20 protein-coding genes, 1 tRNA gene and 2 pseudogenes are annotated in these 24,745 nt (G+C 37.7%); 17 read left to right on the forward strand and 6 right to left on the reverse strand.

Going from position 1 to position 24,745, the window contains the following annotated elements; all coding sequences use genetic code 11:
- Positions 1–256: 256 nt before the first annotated feature.
- From ACVRZH_RS06755 to ACVRZH_RS06765, 3 genes are all read left to right on the forward strand, one after another.
- Entirely contained in the window at positions 257–2,119 is a 1,863-nt protein-coding gene (locus ACVRZH_RS06755; RefSeq protein WP_447454535.1) for a DUF2207 family protein, read from the forward strand.
- A 102-nt stretch (positions 2,120–2,221) separates the two neighbouring features.
- Complete coding sequence (locus ACVRZH_RS06760; protein ID WP_447454536.1) at positions 2,222–3,151, forward strand: alpha/beta hydrolase; 930 nt, start codon at positions 2,222–2,224, stop codon at positions 3,149–3,151.
- Between the two features lie 46 nt (positions 3,152–3,197).
- Positions 3,198–3,283: transfer RNA gene (locus ACVRZH_RS06765), tRNA-Leu, on the forward strand.
- A gap of 70 nt (positions 3,284–3,353) precedes the next feature.
- Here ACVRZH_RS06765 and ACVRZH_RS06770 read toward each other — a convergent pair.
- A pseudogene (locus tag ACVRZH_RS06770) lies at positions 3,354–3,512 on the reverse strand (transposase); the annotation flags it as partial.
- Positions 3,513–3,946: 434 nt separating this feature from the next.
- On the opposite strand from ACVRZH_RS06770, the gene ACVRZH_RS06775 reads away from it, so the two are divergent.
- The 5 genes from ACVRZH_RS06775 to ACVRZH_RS06795 all read left to right on the forward strand — a co-directional run bounded on the left by ACVRZH_RS06775 (position 3,947) and on the right by ACVRZH_RS06795 (position 8,925).
- Entirely contained in the window at positions 3,947–4,423 is a 477-nt protein-coding gene (locus tag ACVRZH_RS06775; RefSeq protein ID WP_447454560.1) for an FUSC family protein, read from the forward strand.
- A gap of 125 nt (positions 4,424–4,548) precedes the next feature.
- On the forward strand, positions 4,549–4,917 hold the full coding sequence (locus ACVRZH_RS06780) for a MerR family transcriptional regulator (protein WP_447454537.1): 369 nt from the start codon (positions 4,549–4,551) through the stop codon (positions 4,915–4,917).
- Positions 4,918–5,037: 120 nt separating this feature from the next.
- The gene (gene glnA / locus ACVRZH_RS06785) at positions 5,038–6,381 is read left to right on the forward strand and encodes a type I glutamate--ammonia ligase (RefSeq protein WP_447454538.1); all 1,344 of its coding nucleotides are present in this window, start codon (positions 5,038–5,040) and stop codon (positions 6,379–6,381) included.
- Positions 6,382–6,505: 124 nt separating this feature from the next.
- On the forward strand, positions 6,506–7,987 hold the full coding sequence (locus tag ACVRZH_RS06790; RefSeq protein WP_522732202.1) for a glycosyltransferase-like membrane protein: 1,482 nt from the start codon (positions 6,506–6,508) through the stop codon (positions 7,985–7,987).
- A complete protein-coding gene (locus tag ACVRZH_RS06795; protein WP_447454540.1) occupies positions 7,987–8,925 on the forward strand; it encodes a glycosyltransferase family 2 protein in 939 nt (312 codons plus the stop codon). Before ACVRZH_RS06790 ends, ACVRZH_RS06795 begins: the two co-directional genes overlap by 1 nt.
- A gap of 85 nt (positions 8,926–9,010) precedes the next feature.
- On the opposite strand, the gene rnjA is transcribed toward ACVRZH_RS06795, so the two are convergent.
- Both rnjA and ACVRZH_RS06805 read right to left on the reverse strand, forming a co-directional pair.
- On the reverse strand, positions 9,011–10,693 hold the full coding sequence (gene rnjA, locus ACVRZH_RS06800; RefSeq protein ID WP_447454541.1) for a ribonuclease J1: 1,683 nt from the start codon (positions 10,691–10,693) through the stop codon (positions 9,011–9,013).
- 1 nt (position 10,694) lies between these two features.
- The gene (locus tag ACVRZH_RS06805) at positions 10,695–10,925 is read right to left on the reverse strand and encodes a DNA-directed RNA polymerase subunit epsilon (RefSeq protein WP_447454542.1); all 231 of its coding nucleotides are present in this window, start codon (positions 10,923–10,925) and stop codon (positions 10,695–10,697) included.
- A gap of 339 nt (positions 10,926–11,264) precedes the next feature.
- Between ACVRZH_RS06805 and tsaB the strand changes: the two genes are divergently transcribed.
- Genes tsaB through tsaD form a run of 3 tightly spaced genes read left to right on the forward strand, consistent with a single transcriptional unit; the run spans position 11,265 to position 13,402 of the window.
- On the forward strand, positions 11,265–11,957 hold the full coding sequence (gene tsaB, locus ACVRZH_RS06810; protein ID WP_447454543.1) for a tRNA (adenosine(37)-N6)-threonylcarbamoyltransferase complex dimerization subunit type 1 TsaB: 693 nt from the start codon (positions 11,265–11,267) through the stop codon (positions 11,955–11,957).
- A 5-nt stretch (positions 11,958–11,962) separates the two neighbouring features.
- The gene (rimI, locus tag ACVRZH_RS06815; RefSeq protein WP_447454544.1) at positions 11,963–12,376 is read left to right on the forward strand and encodes a ribosomal protein S18-alanine N-acetyltransferase; all 414 of its coding nucleotides are present in this window, start codon (positions 11,963–11,965) and stop codon (positions 12,374–12,376) included.
- Between the two features lie 15 nt (positions 12,377–12,391).
- Complete coding sequence (gene tsaD / locus ACVRZH_RS06820) at positions 12,392–13,402, forward strand: tRNA (adenosine(37)-N6)-threonylcarbamoyltransferase complex transferase subunit TsaD (protein WP_447454545.1); 1,011 nt, start codon at positions 12,392–12,394, stop codon at positions 13,400–13,402.
- Between the two features lie 243 nt (positions 13,403–13,645).
- On the opposite strand, the gene aao is transcribed toward tsaD, so the two are convergent.
- Complete coding sequence (gene aao, locus ACVRZH_RS06825; protein ID WP_447454546.1) at positions 13,646–14,818, reverse strand: aminoacetone oxidase; 1,173 nt, start codon at positions 14,816–14,818, stop codon at positions 13,646–13,648.
- 163 nt (positions 14,819–14,981) lie between these two features.
- On the opposite strand from aao, the gene ACVRZH_RS06830 reads away from it, so the two are divergent.
- Together ACVRZH_RS06830 and ACVRZH_RS06835 are read left to right on the forward strand one after the other, a co-directional pair.
- Positions 14,982–15,500, forward strand: coding sequence for a DUF536 domain-containing protein (locus tag ACVRZH_RS06830; RefSeq protein ID WP_447454547.1), 519 nt, complete (start codon positions 14,982–14,984; stop codon positions 15,498–15,500).
- 59 nt (positions 15,501–15,559) lie between these two features.
- Positions 15,560–16,153 (forward strand): 3'-5' exonuclease, encoded by a 594-nt coding sequence (locus ACVRZH_RS06835; RefSeq protein WP_447454548.1) that lies wholly within the window; start codon positions 15,560–15,562, stop codon positions 16,151–16,153.
- A 62-nt stretch (positions 16,154–16,215) separates the two neighbouring features.
- Here ACVRZH_RS06835 and ACVRZH_RS06840 read toward each other — a convergent pair whose 3' ends face one another.
- On the reverse strand, positions 16,216–16,515 hold the full coding sequence (locus ACVRZH_RS06840; protein WP_447454549.1) for a YbaB/EbfC family nucleoid-associated protein: 300 nt from the start codon (positions 16,513–16,515) through the stop codon (positions 16,216–16,218).
- Between the two features lie 343 nt (positions 16,516–16,858).
- On the opposite strand from ACVRZH_RS06840, the pseudogene ACVRZH_RS06845 reads away from it, so the two are divergent.
- A pseudogene (locus ACVRZH_RS06845) lies at positions 16,859–18,301 on the forward strand (HEPN domain-containing protein).
- Between the two features lie 574 nt (positions 18,302–18,875).
- Here the strand turns inward: ACVRZH_RS06845 and ACVRZH_RS06850 are convergent.
- Positions 18,876–19,964, reverse strand: coding sequence for a helix-turn-helix transcriptional regulator (locus tag ACVRZH_RS06850; protein ID WP_447454550.1), 1,089 nt, complete (start codon positions 19,962–19,964; stop codon positions 18,876–18,878).
- A gap of 124 nt (positions 19,965–20,088) precedes the next feature.
- On the opposite strand from ACVRZH_RS06850, the gene ACVRZH_RS06855 reads away from it, so the two are divergent.
- The 3 genes from ACVRZH_RS06855 (at position 20,089) to ACVRZH_RS06865 (ending at position 24,700) form a co-directional block, all read left to right on the forward strand.
- A complete protein-coding gene (locus ACVRZH_RS06855; protein ID WP_447454551.1) occupies positions 20,089–21,390 on the forward strand; it encodes an MFS transporter in 1,302 nt (433 codons plus the stop codon).
- A gap of 230 nt (positions 21,391–21,620) precedes the next feature.
- Positions 21,621–23,924 carry a CAP domain-containing protein gene (locus ACVRZH_RS06860; protein ID WP_447454552.1) on the forward strand — a complete coding sequence of 768 codons (2,304 nt, stop codon included), beginning with the start codon at positions 21,621–21,623 and terminating at the stop codon, positions 23,922–23,924.
- Between the two features lie 41 nt (positions 23,925–23,965).
- Positions 23,966–24,700, forward strand: a complete 735-nt coding sequence (locus ACVRZH_RS06865; protein WP_447454553.1) for a hypothetical protein — start codon at positions 23,966–23,968, stop codon at positions 24,698–24,700.
- The last annotated feature ends 45 nt before the right edge of the window (positions 24,701–24,745 follow it).

The following is a 24,745-nucleotide window of genomic DNA, read 5'->3' on the forward strand; positions in this document are numbered from 1 at the left end:
ATGAGGCTTTCTAATGATGGTTTGCTTGCTTTTCATTATAGGTCATATGGGACTTTTTGATACTCAAAAGGCCCTATAATCTCTATGGTGGAGTTACCCACTACAGAAATTATAGAGCCGCTTTTTTTGCCTTTTTGTTCCTAGTTTAGTGTCATCGTATTTATAGTGATAAAAATATGGTAAAATGAGCGTATTAGCTAACCTATATTGCATTTTTCCACAGATTTAATCTATTTACAGAGAATGGGGGTTAACAATGAAAAAAGTGCTCTATGTTTTGTGTTTTTTACTGATAATGTGTCACAGCAAAGTATCGGCAGATGATGTCACCTATGATATCGTTTCTTATCAAGGAGACTTGACCCTTCATACAGATAACACAGCAACGTTTAAACAAACTGTAGTGTATGATTTTGATACAAATTATAATGGCCAATATGTTACGCTTGGAAAAGCAGGTAAGATGCCAGAAGGCTTTGATATTATAGGTGAGCCTACGGTTGTTACCTATCATAATGACGTTTGGTTTGATAATCAAGCAATCCTCGAACCTCTGTCTGATGGCTATCGTCTTAAAATCTATAATGCTGGTAAGTCTGGGGATAGGGTCAAAATTGAAGTCACGTGGCAACTTGATAAATTGTTATTTGTTCATCAGGATGTTGCAGAGTTGAAATGGATTCCTATTTCGGACTGGGATCAGGAGATAAAAACTGTTGATTTTCGAATTAGAACAGACAGAGCAGCTCTAGATCATAAACTATTTGCACATTTAGGATACTTTAGACCAGAAACCAAGGTAGTAGAAAAAGCTGGAGATTATTTTGTGGCGGCTCATGCTGTTGATGCTCAGCTTGAACTTAGAGGTTATTGGGATAGGGCTATTCTTGATAGTAGTCCAACATCATCTGATGAGGCTAAAGCTAGTATTTTGAAAGAAGAAGCAGCTATAAAGAAATATCATGTCAGACTTGGTATTTTATATCAAAAGGTGTTACCTGTAGTAACAATCGTTTTTACGACGATTGGTTCTCTGATATTTTTAAGAAGAAGTCGTCTGGTTAAGCCACCAAAAATTACTGAACGTCTTTATCAAGCTCCTGAAGACTTACCACCCTTATTAGTTGCTAAAATGGTCTATGGTGCAAGCCTTGAAGATACTAAAAATGAGATGTCTTTTGATCATATGATTCAAGCTAGTCTATTAGATTTGATGGATAGAGGTCACTTAGAGTTAAGTAAGGATGGTAAACGGTTTAAGGTAAATCAGGAAAAATCTCCTACATCACTTGATCAATCTTTGCTTTGTTTATTATTTGGAGAGTCGCAGGAGCTTGCGGTTGATGAGCTTTTTGGTCACTATTATATTGATAAGTCGATTTACAAGAAAAATGGTTTGACAAGCTCAGAATATGAAAAACAGGTTCGTCAACAAGGTCGCCAACTTAGTTTACAAATGAAGGAACACCTATCGGCTGTTGATGAAGAAGTCAGAACAGAGATCATTCGTTTAGGACAAAAAGAGAGTTTTAGACCTTTAAACAGGAAAGAGAGAACCGGGCTAAAACTAGGCTTATTGTGGCTAGGAGTACCCATTTTATTGGGAATTATAGCGGTGTTTGTTGCACTAGGGAGTGGCTGGTCAACTATAGCGGTTTTGTATGGTTTATTTCCCTGTATCATTGCTGGTCCAGTCATGGTCTATTTATTACTTTCTTATCGGTTAAGAATAAACAACGGCACATTAACACAAGAAGGGCTTGATTGTTATCGTGCATGGCAATCGTATTCTAATATGTTTAAGGACATCGATAGTTTTAATCGTGTTGATGTTGAAAGTCTAGTGGTTTGGAATCAGGTTCTTGTATATGCAGCTTTGTTTGGGGAAGCAAAGCGCGTTCAAGACTATCTTCGTGTTAACCACATTAGTCTTGCGAATCCGGCTTTAGATACTTATGTGGGAGAACGACTTTATACCCCTATAAGTCACTCACTCTATAATTATCATAATTACTCTAGTACGGCAGCTCAAGCCTCTCACTTCTCTGTATCGTCAACAGGAAGTGTCGGTGGTGGTTTTTCTGGCGGAGGTGGTGGAGGCGGAGGAGGTGCCTTCTAAACCCCTGAGCTAGAGGCTGTTACCAGATTAGGATTTATATGGCGCAAAATACTTTAAATATCAAATCTTTACTTTTTTTAGACAAATAGTATAATAAGAAGTATGACAAAAAAAACACTGATAACATATTTAGGAAAATTGCTTACACTACTTTTTATTCTATCTATCGGAGCCAGTTTCTATTTCTTCCATGTGGCTCAAGTCAAATCTGAGAAAAGTTTTTTGAATAATAAACCGACAGCAAAAACAGACCCTCTGTATGAGTATGAGAAATCTTTTGAGGCTTTGGAGAAACAAACACTTGAAATGACCAATGGTGGTTTAAAACAAGTAGCTTGGTATGTACCGGCCAAGACCAAAACAGATCGGACGGTTGTTGTTGTTCATGGTTTTGGGAGTAGGAAAGAACGAATGCAGGCTTATGGTTGGCTATTTCATAAATTAGGTTATAATGTTTTAATGCCTGATAATGTAGCTGCTGGTGAAAGTGAAGGGCAAATCATTGGCTATGGTTGGGTTGACCGTCATAACATCATAAAGTGGACAAAGATTTTGGTTGAAGACTTTGGTTCAGAACAAATTACGCTATACGGTTTATCAATGGGTGGCGCAACTGTTATGATGGCTTCTGGTGAGTCTTCATTACCCAAACAGGTTGTTTCTATTATCGAAGATGCCGGCTACACTAGTGTTTGGGATGAACTCAAATATCAAGCTAAAACCCTGTATAATCTTCCAGCCTTTCCACTTCTATACGAAGTATCCGCGATTTCAAAAATAAGGGCAGGTTTTTCGTATGGCGAAGCAAGCTCTGTTAATCAGTTATCAAAAAATGAACGCCCTGTCTTGTTTATTCACGGAGAAGATGATGTCTTTGTTCCTACAAAAATGGTTTATGAAAATTATGAAGCAACTAAGGGACCAAAAGACCTATACATTGTCAAGGGAGCTGGTCATGCTAAGACCTTTAAAAAGGATAAAGAAGCCTATGAATGGATTATCGCTGATTTTTTAAAAAAACATGAAAAATAAGGTTGACAGCAACATGATAAGCTGATATAATTTATTATGTTGCCAAGCGGGGATGGCGGAATTGGCAGACGCGCAGGACTAAGGATCCTGTGACCGCTTTAGGTCGTGTGGGTTCAAGTCCCACTCTCCGCATCAAGTAAGCTAACTACGGTTAGCTTTTTCTTTTATGGTTCTTTGTCAACTGTAGTGGGTAGATGAAAAGCTAACATCTGGAGAGAATCACATTGTTTCTCTCCTTTTTTAAAGTTGTCATCTTTCTGAATCCAAAGGCATTTCGTTTAATGACCTTGATGAGGTTATTTGTAGATTTTGGTTTAGCGTTGGAATCAGGTATCTCTAAAGCGTTGATAATTTTGTCCTTGGCAATGGTGTCATTTTGGAGCAGGAAAGTCCAACATAGCGACGATTTCCTTATGTCTTCCCCCCTTAATAATCAAAGACAGTGACATTTGGGTCTTTTATTCCGAGTAGGATTGTGATAAAATCTTCGCTTTTATTTTTAGGCTCGGGAAGAACTAATCACTCCCCTGACTAGTTCTTTATTCTATATGAGTCTTTCTAATGATAATCTCCTCGCTTTTCATTATAGGTATATGGGTCTTTTGTGATACTCAAAAGGTTATAGTCTCTATGGTGGAGTTAACCACTACAGAAATTATAGAGCCAGTTTTCATTTATAATAAGTCCATCTTGTCATTTCTTGACAACTGAGGTACTTTGGCATACAATGGAGCAATCAAGTAAGGGAGTTAATGTGTGAAATTTCAATTTAATGCTAAAGATATTCGTTTGGGAATGCGGACCTTTAAGACGGGATTATCTGTGTTTCTGGTGATTTTGATTTTTAAACTGTTAGATTGGCAAGGTGTTCAAATTGCAGCTCTGACCGCTGTTTTTAGCCTTAGAGAAGACTTTGATAAAAGTTTATCCTTTGGTGTTTCAAGGGTTCTTGGCAATACTATTGGTGGTTTTTTTGCCTTGTTATTTTATATGATTAACGATTTTTTTGCTGATGCTTTTTGGGTCACCTTAGCCTTTGTGCCTATTATGACCATGTTGACTATTATTTTCAATGTTGCAGCCAATAATAAAGCTGGCATTATTGGTGCTGTAGCTGCTATGCTTATTATCACCTTAGGGATTCCTAAACACGATACAGTCTTATATGTTTTTGCACGTGTGTTTGAGACCTTTATTGGTGTCTTTATTGCTATTATTGTTAATACGGATATCGAACGTCTGAGGTTGTGGCGTAAAAAACATTGTGAGTAAATAAGATATGTTAGAAAATATGACATGATAACTTGACATGTCATATTTTTCTTTTTATAATGGTCTTGATAGTAGAGGGAATGATAGCTCTTTGCATAAAAAGGATTGTTTTGTGAGGTTTTTTCATGAAAGAAAGGGAATTACGACGAACAATGGCAGTTTTTCCGATGGGTTCTGTTATGAAATTGACAGATTTATCAGCACGACAAATTCGCTACTATGAAGATCAGGGATTGATAAAACCTGATCGTTCTGAGGGTAATCGTCGTTTGTATTCCTTGAATGACATGGACAAGCTCTTAGAAATCAAAGACTATATCTCTGATGGTTTTAATATAGCGGATATTCGCCAGAAATATCACCGACGTGAACGTAAAGAGAGGATGTCAAAGCCCTTGTCTGACGCAGATATTCGTCGATTATTACACCATGAATTTAGTCATCAAAGTGGATTTGACAATCCATCGCCCTTTCCAACAGAGCGTGATTTTTAAAAAGTTCATCATTTCAGATACTATTCATATTGTTTAAAAATCAGCATATATGATTGCTGGAATACTCTTTTGGGAAGGTTATGACTTTTCCCATCATTAGAATTACAATAAGGAGAACCTATGTCTATCACAGTAGCAGATATTCGTCGTGAAGTTAAAGAAAAAAATGTAACGTTTTTACGTCTAATGTTCACAGATATTTTGGGAACGATGAAAAACGTGGAAATTCCTGCAACAGAAGAGCAGTTGGAAAAAGTCTTGACCAATAAGGTGATGTTTGACGGGTCTTCGATTGAAGGGTTTGTCCGTATTAATGAATCAGATATGTATCTTTATCCTGATTTAGACACTTGGATTGTTTTTCCTTGGGGTGATGAAAATGGCGCAGTAGCAGGTTTGATTTGTGATGTCTATACTGCAGAAGGTAAGCCTTTCGCGGGAGATCCACGTGGCAATTTAAAGCGTGCCTTAAAACATATGGAAGAAGTCGGGTATAAGTCTTTTAATCTTGGTCCAGAACCTGAATTTTTCCTGTTTAAGCTAGATGAGCAAGGCAAGCCGACACTCGAAGTTAATGACAAAGGTGGGTATTTTGATTTGGCGCCCACAGATTTAGCCGACAATACCCGTCGCGAAATTGTTAATGTCTTGACACAAATGGGCTTTGAAGTCGAAGCTAGTCATCATGAATGTGCTGTTGGTCAACATGAGATTGATTTTAAATACGCCGATGTTTTGAGAGCTTGTGATAATATTCAACTGTTCAAGTTAGTCGTTAAGACGATTGCTCGAAAATATAATATGTATGCAACATTTATGGCTAAGCCTAAGTATGGTATTGCTGGATCTGGTATGCATTGTAATATGTCTTTGTTTAATGATAATGGCAATGCTTTTTATGATCCGGAAGATCCAAGAGGTATGCAGTTGTCTCAAGATGCCTATTATTTCTTAGGTGGTTTGATGAAGCATGCTTATAGTTATACGGCTATTACTAATCCAACAGTCAATTCATACAAACGCTTAGTTCCAGGTTATGAGGCGCCAGTCTATATTGCTTGGGCAGGACGTAATCGTTCGCCATTAATCCGTGTTCCAGCTTCGCGTGGAATGGGAACACGCTTGGAATTGCGTTCAGTGGACCCAACAGCTAATCCTTACTTGACAATGGCAGTATTATTAGAATCTGGCTTGGATGGTATTATCAATAAAATTGAAGCTCCAGAACCTGTTGAGACGAATATCTATGCCATGACGTCTGCAGAGCGTAAAGAAGCAGGTATTATAGATTTACCGTCAACTTTACACAATGCTTTGAAGGCTCTAAAAAAATCTGATGTTGTACGTGATGCTCTAGGTGAGCACATTTATACTAATTTCTATCAAGCTAAACGCATTGAGTGGTCAAGTTATGCCTCCTTTGTTTCGCAATGGGAAATCGATCATTACTTAGATTTGTACTGATTGACATTATTTTAAGGAAGTTTTCACTAACAAATGTGAGAACTTCTTTTTTTGTGTTGTTGAAAATAGATGATGTTAGGTTGGAAAAGCAGAAAGGAGATTTATTTTTTGGTATAATGTAAATATGTTAGCATTCAACAAATTTTTTGTAACATCATTGCAGATCATAGTATTACTACTAAGTTTGCACTGGTTTTTAGTCAGTTTAATTGTATATCCTATTCTTTTTCCTGTAGGGCTTTTAATAGGAGGTTTATTCGTTTTTCGCCGTGGTTGGTTAAAATATCTATATCATTTTTTAACACATCATAAACAATCATTATTGGTGCTTGGTATCATTTTTCAGGTATTGGTCATTCTGTCATCACACCTGATGATTCGAAGTGATGCGGCGGTGGTTTTTCAAGGGGCTATTGGAGAGTTAGCGGAAAAGAGTATTGCAAGTTACCTAACACGCAATCCAAACAATATGACTTTGTTTTTATATGAACGATTCTTTTATCGTTTGTTTTCAGAGAATACCTTATGGCTTCTTCAAGGGATTAATCTCATTTGTGTCAATACGACAGCTTATATAATTTATAAAATAGGTAATGATTTTTTTTCGCAAACAGTAGCAGATATCAGTTATTTGTTTTATCTTTTGCTGCTGGTTTTTTCACCTTACTACATGGCGATGTATACTGATATTTTAGGCTTGCCTTTGTTAGCTTTAGAACTCTATTTAGCGCTAAAACTATTGACAAACAAGCAGAAGAAGCTTAAAACAATCATCCTACTAGGAGTTGTAACTGCTTTAGCGATGCTATGGCGTTCTACAGCCTTAATAAGTATAGTTGCCTTGGTGATAGGACTTGGTTTAAAGGGAGCTTACAAACATCTAATGATGTTAGTCCTTGTTTTTAGCTTATCGTTTGGCCTTGTTTTTGGCACGTTAACAACATTAGTAAAACATCAAAATGAGGTCGTTGTTATTGAGGGTGACGGCTTAGCTAAGACAGCACTGCATTTTATCAATTTAGGTTTAACATTTTCTGGAACGGATCAAGAAGATATGAAAGAGGGATTACGACAATACCTTCCAAAAGAAAAGCGTCACTATTACAATAATGGTATGTTTAAAAAACAGTATGTGATTATGGAAATCAAGCGTCGTTGGTCTGAATATACTTGGCGTACATTTGCAGAGCACTTGCTCCACAAACAAGCAGAGACTGTCAATGATGGGACATTAGGGTGGTTGTACCAAAATCCAAGCAAGGAAAAAACAGCCTATATTTCTCCTTTATATGAGACTTTAAAAAATAAGCGTTGGTCAAAATGGTTTAGAGACTACATTATTGAAAAAGATTCTGAAAACTATTATTATTTTGCCCTATTAAAACAAGGGGTCTGGCTACTCTTGTCCTTAGGTTTATGCTTTGCTTGTTTAGGTCATTCTTTGTCTGACAAGCGAGTCTTTATTATGTTGGCCGTGTTTGGAGGTTTACTCTTCTTATTGATTTTTGAAGGTGGTAAGGGACGTTATTTAATCCAATTTATTCCTCAAATCATACTTCTATCAGCACTTGGTTGGGAAAATGTAAAAAGGAAAGGAATTCTGTAATGACAATTTCGATAGTTGTTCCATGTTTTAATGAAGAAGCTTCAATCCCATTGTTTTATGAAGCGATGGAAAAGGTTAGGCGCCAGATGGACGAGGATTTTGAATATCTTTTTGTTGATGATGGGTCAAAAGACAATACATTAAATGTGTTGCGACAATTACATCATCTAGATCAGGCAGTAAACTATTTTTCATTTTCTCGTAATTTTGGTAAGGAGGCTGCTCTATATGCTGGTTTACAGAAAGCGACTGGGGAATTTGTGACGGTTATGGATGTGGATTTACAGGATCCACCAGAAATGCTGATTCAAATGAGAGATTTGCTGGAAAATGATTTAGACTTAGACTGTGTTGGTTGTGCTCGAACGACGCGTCAAGGAGAGCCAGTAGTGCGTTCGTTTTTTGCTCAACTTTTTTATAAGCTGATTAATCAGATTTCAAATATTGAAGTGGTTGATGGTGCTAGGGATTTTCGTTTGATGAGACGACAGATGGTTGATGCCATTTTGGAAGTGACGGAGTACAACCGTTTTTCAAAGGGCATTTTCACCTGGGTAGGTTTCAAAACGACCTATTTACCTTATGAAAATGTTGAGCGTATTGCTGGTGAAACGAGTTGGAATTTTTGGCAACTTCTCAATTATTCGCTCGAAGGTATTGTCAATTTTTCTGATATGCCCTTGAAAATTTCGTCATATATCGGTTTGATATCCTGTGTTTTATCGTTTCTGATGATGGCGTTTGTCATTATTCGTCATTTGTTTTTTGATAATCCAGTGAGCGGTTGGGCTTCAACAGTTAGTCTTATATTATTTATGGGAGGCATTCAGCTGTTCTCAGTTGGTATTTTAGGGAGTTATATTTCTAAAATATTTATGGAGACTAAGAAACGCCCGTTATACCTTATAAAAGAAAGCTCAAAAAGTGCTCATCTTTAAGATTTAGATATCATAAACACCCAACCATACAAGCTTCTATCAGTAAATCCTTGTATGGTTGGGTGTTGTTATTATCTCTGTAAGACTAGTCTTTGTCAGGCGTTAAAATCATTGGGATGATGATTGGTTCACGCTCTGTTTTTTCGTATAAGAATGGTCGTAGTGCATTCACAATGGCACCATTCACAGATTGTAAATTAGCGTCTTTACTCTTAATGGCTAGACGAATCGTGTTAAAGAGAAGTCGTTGACATTCTCTGATTAAGTCACCTGATTCTCTCATGTAAATAAAGCCACGGCTGAGGATATCCGGTCCAGATAAAATCATCTTGGTCTTGAAATCAACAGTTGCTACGGCTAGAACAACGCCGTCTTCGGATAAATCATGGCGGTCACGAAGGACTGCTGCTCCAATATCACCAATACCATTACCATCAACGTAAATATCTTGAGCGTTGAAACGACCTGAAATACGAGCACTGTCACTTGTTAAAGCAAGGACATCGCCGTTTTCCATGATAAAGATGTTCTCTTTTGGAATACCTGTATCTTGTGCAAGACCGGCGTGCAATTTTTGCATGCGGTATTCTCCGTGGACAGGCATGAAGTATTTAGGTTTAATCAAACGCAACATGAGTTTTTGCTCTTGTTGCCCACCATGTCCAGATGTGTGGATATTGTTGATTTTACCGTGAATAACATCAACCCCAGCTTCTTGGATAGTATTGATGAGTTTGTTGACACTTGTTGTATTACCAGGAATTGGGCTTGATGAGAAGATAACCGTATCACCTGGTTGTAATTGCACCTGGCGGTGTGTTCCATTTGCAATGCGAGCGAGTGCTGCCATCGACTCACCTTGGCTACCAGTACACATGATTAGAATATCGCTGGCATGGTAGTTTTTGATTTCATTGGGTTCGATAAAGGTATCTTTTGGTACTTTGATATAGCCCAGTTCAATACCGTTAACAATGGCTTTTTCCATCGAACGTCCAAAGACGGCAATTTTACGTCCTGTTTTAACAGCAGCTTCAGCGGCTTGTTGGAGACGGAAAATATTAGAAGCAAAAGAAGCGAAAATAATACGTCCTTCAATGCCCTCGATGATTTTCATGATGGATTGACCGACAACTTTTTCTGAATTGGTAAAGGTTGGGACTTCAGCGTTGGTCGAATCCGATAGTAATAGTAAAACACCTTCTTCTCCTAAAGCTGCCATCCTATGCAAGTCGGCTGGTTCCCCAACAGGTGTGAAGTCGAACTTAAAGTCCCCTGTACAAACGACCTTCCCTTGAGGGGTATCAATCACAATCCCTAAAGGTTCAGGAATGGAGTGGGTTGTACGGAAAAAGGTTACCGTTAAGTTTTTAAAGGTCAACTCGGTGTTGTGGTTGATTTCATAGAGTTTAGCGTCACGTAAAAGACCATGTTCTTCAAGTTTTCCTCTGATGAGAGCAAGGGCAAGTGGTCCCGCATAGATAGGGATATTTGCCTGCTTGAGTAGGAAGGGAATCCCTCCGATGTGGTCTTCGTGTCCATGTGTAATGACAAGCGCTTTGACACGTTCTAGGTTTTCAACGATATAAGAGTAATCTGGGATAACGTAGTCAATACCTAATAAATCATCTTCTGGAAACTTTATACCCGCATCAACGATGATAATTTCATCCTTATACTCAATACCATAGGTGTTTTTACCGATTTCTCCCAAACCTCCGATAGCGTAAACGCCGACTTCTTCGGTTTTTAAATTGATACTACTCATTTTAGAACTCCGTTAACGCAAAGACACCAGACTCTTTTTCGTAGTCAAGAAGTTTATCGGTAAGCAACTGGATGTACTCGATGTTGTAACTTGTGTTGGTTTCCACTAATTCACGAGCAATAATCAATCCCTCACGTTCTTCTTTTGCATCAACGTCTAAATAGAGGGTTTTTGTCTGCTCACGTTTAGGGCTACGATCTTTTCTTTCTTGGTAAAACACTTTATAAATCATATTAGTATTCCTTTCTTTTTTAGAGGTCATCAATCAGTGATTAGGGATTTGTCTGATTGATTGGATAAAGACTACAAAAAATCAGTCAAAAATCGGGTCATTTTGACGTTGTCCTATGTAATTGTAGTCAGTGTATCTCGTTTGAACCGTCTTTTAGTAATTTGATTATACCATATTTTATAAGGGAGCGAAAGCATAAGAAAAGAGAAACCGTTATCAAGTTTGTCGTCTTGGTAAAACAATGCAAAAATGGTTGATTGATCGCATTTTATGGTAAAATGAAGATAAGTGACAGTCTAAAAGTTGACTTGTTAATGATGAGAGTGGAGTAGATAATAAATGATTAGTTTAGCTTTTGATACCTCAAATAAGGCCATGACAGTTGCCTTGTTGGAAGATGGGCAGGTTTTGGCTGATTTCACGTTAAATGTTAAGAAAAACCATAGTATTAGCCTGATGCCAACAATTGATTTTATGATGCAGCAAGCTGGTTTGAAACCAAGTGATTTGGATCGGATTATCGTTGCTAAAGGACCTGGTTCATATACAGGATTGCGTGTGGCTGTGGCAACGGCAAAAACTCTAGCTTATAGCTTAAAGATTGATTTGGTTGGTGTGTCTAGCTTACAGGCTATTGCGGCTAACGTTGCTACTGATGGGCTAGTTGTGCCTTTGATAGATGCCCGTCGTAACAATGTTTATGTTGGTTTTTACGACAAGGGTAAATCGGTTGCAAAAGATCGTCATGCGTCTTTAGACTGGGTGATACAAGAAGTTCAAGGTAAGGATAAGCTTGTTTTTGTTGGGGAGACTGCGACATTCAGAGATCAGTTGGTAGAGGCATTCCCTCATGCTCTTGTTATTGAGAGTTTACCATCTGCAGTGGCTATGGCGCGTTTTGGTGAGGGGTTAGAACCAGAAGATTATCATGCTTTTGTCCCTGATTATTTGAAACGTGTGGAAGCTGAGGAGAATTGGCTACAAAAACAAACGTCTGTTGCCACAACTGACGACTATATCAAGCGAGTGTAGTGCTAATGGTCAATCAACAAATTCAGGCAGAAGCTGTTTTTGACATTCTAAGTAGTGTCTATGAAAGGTCGCCTTGGCGATTAGACCAAATTATGTCTGATATGACACAAGAAACAACGGACTATTTTTTTGTCGAGTCAGATGGTCAAATAGTTGCCTTCATGTCTTTGCTGCATTTGCTAGGTGAAACAGAATTGACCAATATTGCTGTGCACAAGGAGTATCAAAATAAAGGTTACGCACATCAGCTGCTTCATAAGCTTGATGGACTGGGGCAACCTGTTTTCTTGGAAGTGAGAGAGAGTAATTATAAGGCACAGGGCTTGTATCAGTCTCATGGATTTAAAGTGATCGGAAAACGTAAGGCCTATTACCATCACCCGACAGAAGATGCGATAATGATGCGCAAAGATGACTAAAGAGAAAGGAAACATATGTTAGACAGATATATCCTAGCCATAGAGTCCTCATGTGATGAGACCAGTGTGGCTATTCTAAAAAACGAGGATCAGTTATTGACGAATATTATTGCTAGTCAGGTTGATAGTCACAAACGCTTTGGTGGTGTAGTGCCTGAGGTAGCTAGTCGTCATCATGTTGAAGTGGTGACCTTGTGCATCGAAGATGCTCTAAAAGAAGCAGGTGTTGAAGCCAATGATTTGTCAGCAGTTGCAGTGACTTATGGACCTGGTTTGGTAGGTGCTTTATTGGTTGGAATGGCAGCAGCAAAAGCCTTTGCTTGGGCACATCAGTTGCCCTTGATACCAGTCAATCACATGGCTGGGCATTTGATGGCGGCGCGTGAACAAGGCGAATTGACCTATCCTTTGATGGCTTTATTAGTCAGTGGTGGCCATACGGAGTTGGTCTATGTGCCTGAGGAAGGTGTTTATCACATTGTTGGTGAAACCAGAGATGATGCCGTTGGAGAAGCCTATGACAAGGTTGGTCGTGTGATGGGTTTGACCTATCCAGCAGGGCGTGAAATTGATGAACTAGCTCATCAAGGCCAAGATGTTTACCAGTTCCCTCGTGCCATGATTAAAGAAGACCATTTAGAATTTTCATTCTCTGGCCTAAAATCAGCCTTTATCAATCTGCATCACAATGCTGAACAAAAAGGTGAGACACTGGTGCTAGAAGACTTATGTGCCTCCTTTCAATCAGCAGTTATGGATATTTTGATGGCTAAGACCAAAAAAGCTCTTGAAAAATACCCTGTCTCAACACTAGTCGTCGCTGGTGGTGTTGCAGCTAATCAGGGGTTGCGTGAACGCTTGGCGACCGAAATAACAGATATCCCTGTAGTGATTCCCTCTTTAAGACTTTGTGGGGATAATGCAGGCATGATTGCCTATGCTGCCGCTGTCGAATACAGAAAAGGGAACTTTGCAGAGCTTGACCTCAATGCCAAGCCAAGCCTCGCTTTTGAAAACATCAGTTAACATGTTATAACATATGTAGGAGGTCAGTATATGTCATCTTTAAATCGCAAGCAAAAAGGGGCCTTGTCTCTAGCTGTTAATGTTTTTGGCTAGCTTATTGTGCTGTTTTGGGAACCTACCTAATCTTGTCTGACAAGGATTAGTTCATCCTGGTTTTTATGGCCATTTACCATTTTAATGTATAAAAAAACGCCTCAAATGAACTGGTAGTTGTTCTACCTACGCTTGAGGTGTTTTTTCTTGTTAATAATGGACACTACCAGCCACCCAGCCTGAGCAGAGTGCTGATGTGATGTTGAAGCCACCCGTGTGGGCATTGATATCTAAAACCTCGCCTGCAAAATGTAGACCAGGGACTTTCTTACTTTCTAAGGTTTTGGGATTGATTTCCTTAAGGTCAACCCCACCTTTAGTGACAAATGATTTTGCTAAGCTCATTTTGCCAGTCACAAGAATAGGTAAGGCTTTGATTTTACTGATAAGATCTTCTTTTTGCTTGGGTGTCAATTGCTTGATTTTATCTGGGAAATCAAGGGCATAAAACTCAGCCAAACGTTCTGGTAAATAGGCTTTAAGGGCATTTTTAATGTCTTTATCACGATGTTCTTCAAGAAAAACAGTTAAGTCTTCTTGGGAGTGTTTTGGCAAGGTATCAAGATAGAGGGTTTCACCGCCCTTGACAAAACTAGACATTCGTAAGGCAGCAGGTCCTGACAAGCCAAAGTGAGTAAAGAGTAAGTCGTGCACAATGATGTGTTTGCCATAAGATAAACAAATGTCATCTAAGGAAATACCTTGGAGAAGTTTGTGAGGAAAATCAGTCAATAATGGACTTTCGGCAGGCTCAAGGTCAGTTACAGCTAATTTGAAGTGACGGGCAATATCGTGTCCAAACCCTGTTGAACCTGTTGAAGGATAGGACTTACCACCAGTTGTGACAATCAAACGGTCACAGGTAAAGCTCTCGTTGCTAGATTTGATATGAAAAAGACCATCTATTTTCCTGACTGAAACCACCTCGGTGTTGGTTTGGACATGACCGCCCAATTCAGCAATTTTCCGTTCAAGACAGTCTATAATGGTACGTGACTTATCCGTTGTTGGAAACATACGACCATGGTCTTCTTCCTTGAGGGCGACACCGTTCTCCTTAAAAAAAGCGATGATATCATGGTTGTCAAACTGTGAAAAAACGCTATACAGAAAACGTCCATTGCCTGGAATACCTTCCATGAGGTCTTCTAAGCTGCCAGAGTTGGTCACATTACAACGACCGCCACCTGTACCTGCCAATTTTTTGCCGAGTTTGCGGTTTTTTTCGATCAATAAGGTCCGAAAGCCAAAATAGCTTGATGAGATGGTTGCCATCATACCTGCTGGTCCACCTCCAATTACAATAGTATCAAAATGTGTCATAGTCTTATTTTAGCATAAAAATGCTATCCGTAGGCTCACGAGGTTTGGGTTTTTACTAGATTCCAGTTATTAGTAATGGTGTGTTTCTTGTAGCCTTAATTGACATTTAAGACGGGTTGTGATAAGATTTTGGTAATAGATTTCGGTAGAAAAAGGGGATAACATGACGATTGAAAAGACTGTCAGTGAGTTAGCTGAAATTTTAGGAATTAGTCGCCAAGCGGTAAATAATCGCATCAAGACACTCCCAGACGAAGATATTGAAAAGAATGACAAGGGTGTTACAGTAGTCAAGCGTAGCGGTTTGATAAAATTAGAGGAACATTATAAAAAGACGATTTTTGAAGATGAGCCTATCAGTGAGGAAGTCAAACAAAGAGAGCTGCTTGAAATTCTCGTTGATGAGAAAAACGTAGAAATCACACGCCTTTATGAGCAACTCAAGGCAAAAGATAGCCAACTAACAGCTAAAGATGAGCAGCTTCGTGTGAAAGATGTGCAAATTGCTGAAAAAGATAAGCAGCTTGATCAGCAACAGCAATTGACTTTAGCTGCTTTTTCAGATAGGGATAATCTGAAATTAGAATTGGATGCTGCGCGTCATCAGGCAGAAGAGATGCAAGATAAGAAAGAAGTTGTCAACAAGGGATTCTTTGGTCGACTTTTTGGTGGTAAGAAATAAGATAATATGACTCAGTTGCTAGGTGTGACTGGGTTTCTTTGCAAATGTGAGGGAATAAAATGGAACGGTTAGAGAGTTATGTTGCCTTTGATTTAGAGTTTAACACAGTTGATAAGGTTAGTCACATCATTCAAATTTCTGCTGTGAAATACCAGCATGGGAGCGAGATAGGACAGTTTGATACCTTTGTCTATACGGAAGTGCCTTTGCAAAGCTTTATCAATGGTTTGACAGGAATAACGAGTGACAAGATTCGTCAGGCTCCCAAGCTTGAGCAGGCTTTGGCTGATTTTAAAGATTTTGTGGGAGATACACCCCTGATAGGTTATAATGGCGTTAAGAGCGATTTGCCGCTTTTGCTTGAAAACGGGCTGGATGTCACAGCCCAGTATGCATTAGATGTTTATGAGGAAGCAAAAGAGCGACGCAGTAGTGATTTGAATGGTATTGTTAATCTAAAATTACAGTCTGTTGCTCAATTTTTTGGCATCAAGGGAAAAGGCCACAATAGCTTAGAGGATGCGCGAATGACAGCGCGTGTTTATGAGGCTTTTCTAGAACAAGACGCCAATCGGGCTCTATTGGACAAACAAGAAGATATTCAAAACAATCCATTTGCTTCTCTTGGGTTAATGGGGTTATTTGAGGAATAAATGGATTTGGTGACTGGATGACGTAAAAAAAACGGAGTAAAGATGCTCCGTTTTTTGTTCGTTTAGAATGGTAATTTCCCTGCGAAAGCCCCCATTGTTTTTTGGGTTGCACTTTCAATTTGTGACAAGGCATCGTTGACTGCCTGCATCGTCATATCTTGTAAGGTTTCAATATCATCTGGATCAACCACATCAGCTTTAAAATCAATGCTAACTAATTTTTTGTCACCTGTAAATGTTGCAGTGACAAGGTCTTGGGCAGATGTGCCAACGAAAGATGTTGCAGCCAATTCGGCTTGGCTTTTCTCCATTTGCTTTTGCAATTTTTGCGCTTGTTTCATGATATTTTGCATATTCATCATAAGTGTCTTATCTCCTCGTATTTAAAATATTGTCTCACAACAGGTCTATTATAGCATTTTTTAGGGGGCTAGGAAAGATGGAGGAGCGATGTAGAACGAAAGAAAAGGGAGGTAGAATATTTTATTGCCCTTAATGATAAACATTGATTATTTTTGAAGTATAATATTAAGTAGTAAAAAGAAATAAGACAAACTATTGACTGAATCTTACACATCGTAATTATTATGATTGATAATTCTGATAATGAGAATTGGAAGTTTGTCTTAGATAAATAGATGATACTATAATAGAAATATTTAGAAGAATATGGAGCTTTTTTGAATAATAGTTAGAAAGGATAATATGAAGTTTAAAGATTATACTTGGAATAAAGAATTTGAAATAAAAGGATATTTTTCAGAATATCCCGATGGTACTGTTAATAATAGCAATAATCTAAGTGGTACTTTACATTATTCACCGAGAGAAATCATACTAGAATTATTTGGGGAATTTGAAGAGGAGACTGTTATTTCATTTGGTTTTGGTAAGAATTTGGAAAAAATATATGGGTATTCTAGTGATGGTAATATCTTAATTTTAAATACTTATGGAAAACCAAGTGTGACCTCTAATTATCCTGGATTTCCTATTACCAAATATCACATAAAAAATTTTAAATTATATAATGTGTTTTATAATGCAATTGATGATTTTGATGGAGGATCAGAATCTTTTAAAACTTTAATAAATAAACTATAATCTCAAGAAATCAAAGATTATAAATTTAGTTTTGAACATATTGAAGAATGGATTGAAAAATCATTAGTCAACATTAAGTGTTTAGAGAAAAAAACTATTTTTGAGAGTGCAGTAAAAGAATATAAATCAACAAAAGTACTAATAAAATCACTTGGGATGATCTTTGAAGATATGGCAATACTACATTCTTCGTTTACGACCACGTCATTTACAAGTGATTATTTTATCAAACTTACCTCAGCAGATTCAAGTATAAAATGTTTCGATGAGTTTTATCAAGCTTCACGTAAATTTAAAGAGTTTATTGAGATTTTGTCAAATACTCCATTATCATTTACTAACATTGAGTTTCTAGTTGATTATAAAATATTAGGAGATAAGTGTTTACCGATTATAAAAGGGAAATACTTTGTTCAGCATGCTAGAAAGTCTAAAAAATGGGGGAATTCTCAGCAAGATATTTCTTTGAGGAAATTAGAAGGTAACTTTGAGCATATTTTAAATCATTGGTTTGATAAATCTGAGGAACTTGAATTTATAGTAGGTCAATTCTCGAAAAATCTTCATGGAGATCTATACTTAGAGGATCAGTTAGTTGATGCTATTAGGAATTTAGAAGTTTATTCTAGAAATTTTAAGAATTTTAAAATTGCACAATGTTTATCTGATATAGAAGAAAAAGAAAAACAATCGTTGCTTGATTATATAAATACACATATTTTAGTAGAGGTTAGAAGAAAGTTTAGAAATAGATTAAAATTTAATAAAAAAGAGCCTAGCCTTTCGGAACGTTTAAAAAATTTATTTGAGTCAATAGATGAGTTTAATCAAACTAAAATTTTTTCGAATAGTGATAAGGAATTATTGATAACAAAATTGACTCAAACGCGCAATTATTATACTCATGGCGATTCAAAAGATAAATATCCAGAAATGATAACAGATATCCATGAGATGTATGAAACTAAGTTGCTTCTTCAAGAAGTTTTGAGATACTATATCTATCAAGAATTGGGTATGAAATATGTATATAAAAATTTCTAAATAATTACACCCTACTTCTTTTTTGATGATTAAATTAAAATGAAAAAAGTAAAAAGCTTCTCTTTAAAAGGAAGCTTTTTTGGTACAACTCAGAGACTGTCTTTGTCTATTTTTTGTCTTATTGTAATAAATTTAAATGATTTTAGTTTAATTTAGCAAAATTTAAAAGGCTTAAAATCAACATTTCTGATGATTACAAGACATAAAAAATTATGGAACAAGTCTTGCATATTCATCATAAGATTTTCTAGATTCCTTTCGTATCAAGGGGTTAACCTTGTATTTATCAAATTTTGACTTAGCTACTGGCTTTTGGAATGTTTTAATCAAAGCTAGTAGCTTTTTTAACCCTAATTATTATACCATGTTTGGCAGATAACTCAAAACCTATAAGTAAGTCAATAGCATATAAAAGACATTTTTAGGGCTAAAAATCCTCTCTTGCCTAGTGATAACAAATGTTACTTTAATCCACTAAAGCATACCTATTGATGTCGGAATAAGTGTCAAAACAGAGAAGTTGCATAACGTTTTGATAGCTATGTCAGCATGGTAATAGCGATGAGCTTAAGTTTTAGAGTTGCTCTAAATCTAGTTTTTGATCGTCCTCATCATAATAATGCAGCATGTTTTTGGCACTCTTGATAACATAGTCCCTCATGGACTTTGGCGATAAAATTTTAAGCTGATCAGACTGCATTAACAGCCACATTTTGACGCCATAACCATCATTTGTCGGAATATCAATGCGGCTAACATATTGTTGTCTTAGCTCGTCAAAATATTGCGAACGAATCACGGCACCAGGGAAGCGGTCAAGGACATAGGTTGGGTCATAGTAAAACTCAATAGATAAGGTAATGGGGTTACCTAAGTAGCCCCAAATGCCTGATTGATTACGCATGACACCTACTTGGAAGCGATCTTTAGGATTTAGTCCTTTCGAGTGATTATGAAGCTCGATATGTTTCATGTTGTTGATTCTAAATTTATTGAGCTGTTCTAATTCTCGGTCGTCTTGAGCAGAATGCCTATCGGAAACCATGTAGAAATACAAGTCTTGGAAATAGAGTTGTTCTGGTACTTTCTTAAAACGTTGGGTTTTAAAGTTTTTAGTATAATCAAAATGAATTTCTAACTTGTTTTCAATAGCGTATTGGATTAGGCTTAGAGTTTCCATTATATGTTCTTTTGGCACGCCAGCATAATGGTGTTTCTCGTTTAGAATACTTGTATTTAAAGAGTGACTAACTTCTCCCAAATCAATGATTTTAGTCAGTAAGACGTCGATCTCTTCCTTTTGTAAAGCACGACTTTCTAACAAAATTTTCAGTAAAACAAGGGATTCCGGTTGTGTTAAGGAAGTGGCTTGCTGAGATAGTTTTGTAATATTGTATTTTAAGTAATAGTGACCGCGTTTTTCTGTCTGGAGTTGAAAGTGCTCAGTGAATCTCTCGTCAAGTTTGCTGTTGCCAGGGAGTAAATCATAAGACCTTGAAATTTTCTCCTCTAGGACGCTTTTAATCTGTGCCATGTCATTTTGAATGGTACGAGACGATACACCATAGGTTTGCTCCAGAGATTTCTTACTCAGCACTTCACCATCTAGTAGTCGTAGTAGAATATCTAGCTGTCTTTTTCCACTGTTATCCTTGCTCGTCATAGCTACCTCCCTTTCAAAAATATAGTATCATAAAATGGATTTTTTTCAAGATTATGGTATCATTTATAGTTAATATCATTAAATAATGATAACCATGATGAATTGTTCGAACTGGGAGAATGGAATGATCAGAGAAAAGGCGATTATTGGTTTTAATTCCTTTGCTAAAGATGCCCTTATTTGTTTTTCAGGTGCTTTTTTTGCTTACTATCTCACTGATATTATTGAAATCAGTCCCATTTTTATGGGGTGGCTCTTCTTGATAACGCGTGGTATTGATGCTTTTGTAACACTCTTGGTGGGTTATTTGTTTGAAAAATCATATCAGACGGATAACAAAATCAAATGGTTATATGGCATTAGTGCAATTTGCTATGCAGTGGCATTTCCCCTCTTGTTTTTAAAGGTTGTAGATAGCCAGCTTTTGCTAGCTCTGTATTTGAGTATTGTTTATTTTATTTATGACATTAGTCAAACGATCGCTGAAATTGCTTTTTGGACATGGTTACCGCAGTTGACAAGGGATAGTGATGGAAGAGCTAGATTGATTGCGATTGCTCGTTTTTGTGCCAGTTTGGCAGCTCTTGTGAGTATCAGCTCAGGGTTAACTCTGGCTAAATTCCTTGGTCAAGGCAATCTGCAGATGGGTCTTTTTAAAAGCTCGTTTTTATTGAGTATTTTGTTGCTGTTGGCTGTTTTGGTACAACTCAAATACCTCAAGTTACCTCATCCTTCTTTTGAAGAGCGCAGTGAGTATCGCTTTAGGGATAGTTTGTCTTTGTTGTTAAAAAACAAACCATTGCTTTACTTATTTGTGGTGTTGCTTTTATTTGAACTGGGTATTCAGTTGATGAATGCCATGAATCTCTATTACTTTAAGTATGTTTTAGGAGATGTGTTTTATTTCTCGCTATATGTATTTACTATAGTGGTGCAAATGCTTGGTAGCCTTGTTTACATGAATCTAAAACCCTATATGACCAATCACCAGATTTTTTATTTAGCGGGGATTATTACTGTAACGGGATTAGGACTTCTCTTTGTGTCAGGACATTTTTGGCCACAGAGTGCGCTTCTTGTCTTTCTCACAGGCAGTATCAAACAATTTGGTACGGGGCTCTATATGGTGTCAGGTACAGTAGCCATTACGAGTTGTATGGATTATAGTGAAAAACAGTTGGGTAGCTCTCAGACAAGTCTGGCGGTAGCTCTGCAAAACTTTAGTCTTAACCTAGCATTAGCCCTTTCTGCTTGGCTAGTGGGCCTTGGGCTGAGTCTGTTTGGCTACTCACCCAACCAACTACAAAGTCAGCTGACTTTAAATGGCATAAGATGGTTGACGTGTTTATTACCAATCCTATTTATCCTTTTGGCTTACTGGCTCTATCGTTATCGCTTTGAACAATCATTGACACAAAAAGCATAATCTATTCAGAGATTGAAGAAAGGCCGTTTTGGCGCTTGTTCTTCAATCTTTTTTGTTCATTTGCGAGATGTAATCATTAATTTTTTATATAATCGGTTCTTTTTGACTTATCTGGCAATATGCTTGCTATATGATTTGGTATAATGAACAATCATAGAAAATATGAAGCTATATTAAAAGAAAGGATTTGTATCAGTTATTGTTAGGGACTGATATAAATAGTGAACATTATGTTTTACAAGGGAAGACATTCAAAAAATCATAGCACTAAGTTACGTTTTAGTATCCGTAAGGTTGTTGGTGTAGGTGCGGTGTCAGCTATTCTTGGTGCCTTCTTAATTCCTCAGGGAGTTACCGCTTTAAGTGCAGATGGCAAAGCAACTATCGATTATCATTACGTCACAACGGATGAATTAACAGAATCCGAGAAGCAGCAGATAACAGATCATTTGCCAAGCTATGTAGCAGATGATGCGACATATTATGTGGTCTACCGTCAAGACAAGGTGGCTCAATCTGTGAAATCTCTTCCGAAAACAGGTTCAAGCAGTCAACTCATCTCTGCTGTTGCTGGAACGGGGCTGTTGGTTCTTGCTATTGGTGTTGGAAAACGTCATAAAAAATATGTTCGTTCAATGCTTATTATCGGAGCTGTAGGTGGTGTCATGACGACAACGTCTGTTTCAGCTTTAACGGTGCAGACACTTGCTCAATATAGTCAAAGTTATCAATTGAGAGTTGGCTCTGAGTTGCCTAGTGGTAAGCTTGATATTAAAGGATACAGCTTTGTAGGCTATTTCCAAAATGATAAATCAGTAGTTGATTCGTCAAAAACTGAAGTAAAAACAGATGGTAAGGTATCAATCCCTGCCCTAGAGACATCAAAAGCGACTAACAAACCAGTGGTTACTGAAACTCCAAAAGTTGAGACTGAAAAAGCTGAAGAAGTGAAACCAGCTGATAAGCCCGTAGTTACCGATGAAGTTAAAGTTGAAACTCCAGTTGTAACTGAAAAACCAGCCGTAACTGAAGAAATTAAACCTGAAGCACCTACTGAAGCAGAGAAAGTAGCTAAAGAACAAGCAGAACGTGAGGCAGCTGCTAAGGCAGAAGCAGAGAAAGCAGCTAAAGAACAAGCAGAACGTGAGGCTGCTGAAAAGGCTGCCGCTGAGAAAGCAGCTAAAGAACAAGCAGAACGTGAGGCAGCTGCTAAGGCAGAAGCAGAGAAAGCAGCTAAAGAACAAGCAGAACGTGAGGCAGCTGCTAAGGCAGAAGCAGAGAAAGCAGCTAAAGAGCAAGCAGAACGTGAGGCAGCTGCTAAGGCAGAAGCAGAGAAAGCAGCTAAAGAACAAGCAGAACGTGAGGCAGCTGCTAAGGCAGAAGCAGAGAAAGTTGCTAAAGAACAAGCAGAACGTGAGGCAGCTGCTAAGGCAGAAGCAGAGAAAGCAGCTAAAGAACAAGCAGAACGTGAAGCCGCTGAAAAAGCTGAGGCTGAGAAATTAGCTAAGGAACAAGTTGAGCGTGAAGCCGCTGAAAAAGCTGCAGCTGAGAAAGCCGCTAAAGAGCAAGCTGAGAAAGAAGCTCGTGAACAAGCAGAACGTGAAGCAGCTGCTAAGGCAGAAGCAGAGAAAGCAGCTAAAGAACAAGCAGAACGTGAAGCAGCTGCTAAGGCAGAAGCCGAGAAAGCAGCTAAAGAACAAGCAGAACGTGAGGCAGCTGAGAAAGCAGCAAAAGAACAAGCTGAAAAAGAAGCTCGTGAAAAAGCTGAACGTGAAGCAGCTGCTAAGGCAGAAGCAGAGAAAGCAGCTAAAGAGCAAGCTGAAAAAGAAGCTCGTGAAAAGGCTGAGCGTGAGGCTGCTGAAAAAGCTGCCGCTGAGAAAGCTGCTAAAGAGCAAGCTGAAAAAGAAGCGCTTGAACAAGCGGAACGTGAAGCTGCTGAGAAAGCAGCAAAAGAACAAGCTGAAAAAGAAGCTCATGAAAAGGCTGAACGTGAAGCTGCTGAGAAAGAAGCACGTGAACAAGCTGAGCATGAGGCTGAAAAATTAGCTAAAGAGAAAGAAGCTGCTGAGAAAGCTGAAAAATCAGAAGCTGAATTCATCAGTGAAACCATCTCTGAAATGGCTCGTTTAATTGAAGCTCATCGTGCAGCTAATGGCTTAACAAACACATTCAACTATAGCTCAGAATTGCAAGCTGGTGCTGACTTACGCGCTCGTCAGATTTCTGAACAATTTGGTCACGAATATAACGGTCGTAGAGCAATGTATCATGTTGCTGATACAATCACAAATAATTTTGATTTAGAAGATTCAGTTGGTATTATCGGTGTATTTGAAAACATCATGCGTACGGGTGATATTGGTCAAAACTCAAGTCAATTGGCAAATGAAGTTGTTAACGCATGGATTAACTCACCTGGTCACAATCGTAACTTGTTAGACAAAAAAGGAGATCTTTATTCGTTAGGCTTGTATAAAGCAAACGGACTTTACAATGCTGTTTATATTTCTGCAATCAGCAATCCATTCAATTAAGAACTTAACATAAAAAGAGGTTTTGAGGGAGGAGAATAAGAATGTCGGAAAAAAGTAGTGAATTGGAAGAGTTGTTAAAAAAGGATCGAAAACAACTTAAAAAACTAGGTGGTAGTCATCTTGTCGGGCTTGAATTGACTGTGCCTTATCCTCAGGTGATTGTCGGCGATGTAGAAAAATCGAAATTATTAATATTAGGAACAAATCCTGGTTGGGATAAAGATTATAAGAATATGGTAAAAGAGCAATCTAAGGACTTATTTGAAGACATTAAAAAAAGTTTAAATCAGCCTAGTTTAAATCAGTCTAGTTTAGATCAGTCTAGTCCTAGTTTTTATACAGTTAAATATCATGATTACTGGTTTAAAAAGTTAGAGCCTTTACTAGGGAGTTGGAAAAAGAGTAATAAAAACATAGATAGAACTAAATTGGCTGATTATTTAACTGATAAGGTAGCATTATTAGAATTCTTCCCGTTTCATTCAAGAAAATATAATGATAACTGGAATAAACTAGGTGATCCTAGCAAAAACAATGGCTATTTAGATAGTCAAAACTATATCTTTAATCTTATCAGAAATCGTATTGAGAAAAAAGATGTGATGATTATTATTAGTAGGTCACGAAAACGTTGGTTGGAAGCTATACCTGAATTGATGGAATATGATAATTGCTATGTTGCCTTAAACCCACAATCACCAGTATATACCTCTGATGGTCTAGCAAAACTCTCAATAGTAAAGACAGATGAAGTCTTGAAATCTATTTTTGAATAATGACTTAAAAGACAGTCCCCTAGTAACCCTAGGTGAGACGTGACC

The organism is Streptococcus fryi, assembly GCF_053206505.1.

Coding starts and splice junctions, on each gene's coding strand:
- ACVRZH_RS06860 (WP_447454552.1), top strand. CDS start 21,621: ATGTTTTACAAGGGAAGACATTCAAAAAATCATAGCACTAAGTTACGT.
- rimI (WP_447454544.1), top strand. CDS start 11,963: ATGGTCAATCAACAAATTCAGGCAGAAGCTGTTTTTGACATTCTAAGT.
- ACVRZH_RS06795 (WP_447454540.1), top strand. CDS start 7,987: ATGACAATTTCGATAGTTGTTCCATGTTTTAATGAAGAAGCTTCAATC.
- ACVRZH_RS06805 (WP_447454542.1), bottom strand. CDS start 10,925: ATGATTTATAAAGTGTTTTACCAAGAAAGAAAAGATCGTAGCCCTAAA.
- ACVRZH_RS06830 (WP_447454547.1), top strand. CDS start 14,982: ATGACGATTGAAAAGACTGTCAGTGAGTTAGCTGAAATTTTAGGAATT.
- tsaD (WP_447454545.1), top strand. CDS start 12,392: ATGTTAGACAGATATATCCTAGCCATAGAGTCCTCATGTGATGAGACC.
- tsaB (WP_447454543.1), top strand. CDS start 11,265: ATGATTAGTTTAGCTTTTGATACCTCAAATAAGGCCATGACAGTTGCC.
- ACVRZH_RS06855 (WP_447454551.1), top strand. CDS start 20,089: ATGATCAGAGAAAAGGCGATTATTGGTTTTAATTCCTTTGCTAAAGAT.
- aao (WP_447454546.1), bottom strand. CDS start 14,818: ATGACACATTTTGATACTATTGTAATTGGAGGTGGACCAGCAGGTATG.
- ACVRZH_RS06775 (WP_447454560.1), top strand. CDS start 3,947: ATGCGGACCTTTAAGACGGGATTATCTGTGTTTCTGGTGATTTTGATT.
- rnjA (WP_447454541.1), bottom strand. CDS start 10,693: ATGAGTAGTATCAATTTAAAAACCGAAGAAGTCGGCGTTTACGCTATC.
- ACVRZH_RS06835 (WP_447454548.1), top strand. CDS start 15,560: ATGGAACGGTTAGAGAGTTATGTTGCCTTTGATTTAGAGTTTAACACA.
- glnA (WP_447454538.1), top strand. CDS start 5,038: ATGTCTATCACAGTAGCAGATATTCGTCGTGAAGTTAAAGAAAAAAAT.
- ACVRZH_RS06790 (WP_522732202.1), top strand. CDS start 6,506: ATGTTAGCATTCAACAAATTTTTTGTAACATCATTGCAGATCATAGTA.
- ACVRZH_RS06850 (WP_447454550.1), bottom strand. CDS start 19,964: ATGACGAGCAAGGATAACAGTGGAAAAAGACAGCTAGATATTCTACTA.
- ACVRZH_RS06780 (WP_447454537.1), top strand. CDS start 4,549: ATGAAAGAAAGGGAATTACGACGAACAATGGCAGTTTTTCCGATGGGT.
- ACVRZH_RS06865 (WP_447454553.1), top strand. CDS start 23,966: ATGTCGGAAAAAAGTAGTGAATTGGAAGAGTTGTTAAAAAAGGATCGA.
- ACVRZH_RS06755 (WP_447454535.1), top strand. CDS start 257: ATGAAAAAAGTGCTCTATGTTTTGTGTTTTTTACTGATAATGTGTCAC.
- ACVRZH_RS06760 (WP_447454536.1), top strand. CDS start 2,222: ATGACAAAAAAAACACTGATAACATATTTAGGAAAATTGCTTACACTA.
- ACVRZH_RS06840 (WP_447454549.1), bottom strand. CDS start 16,515: ATGATGAATATGCAAAATATCATGAAACAAGCGCAAAAATTGCAAAAG.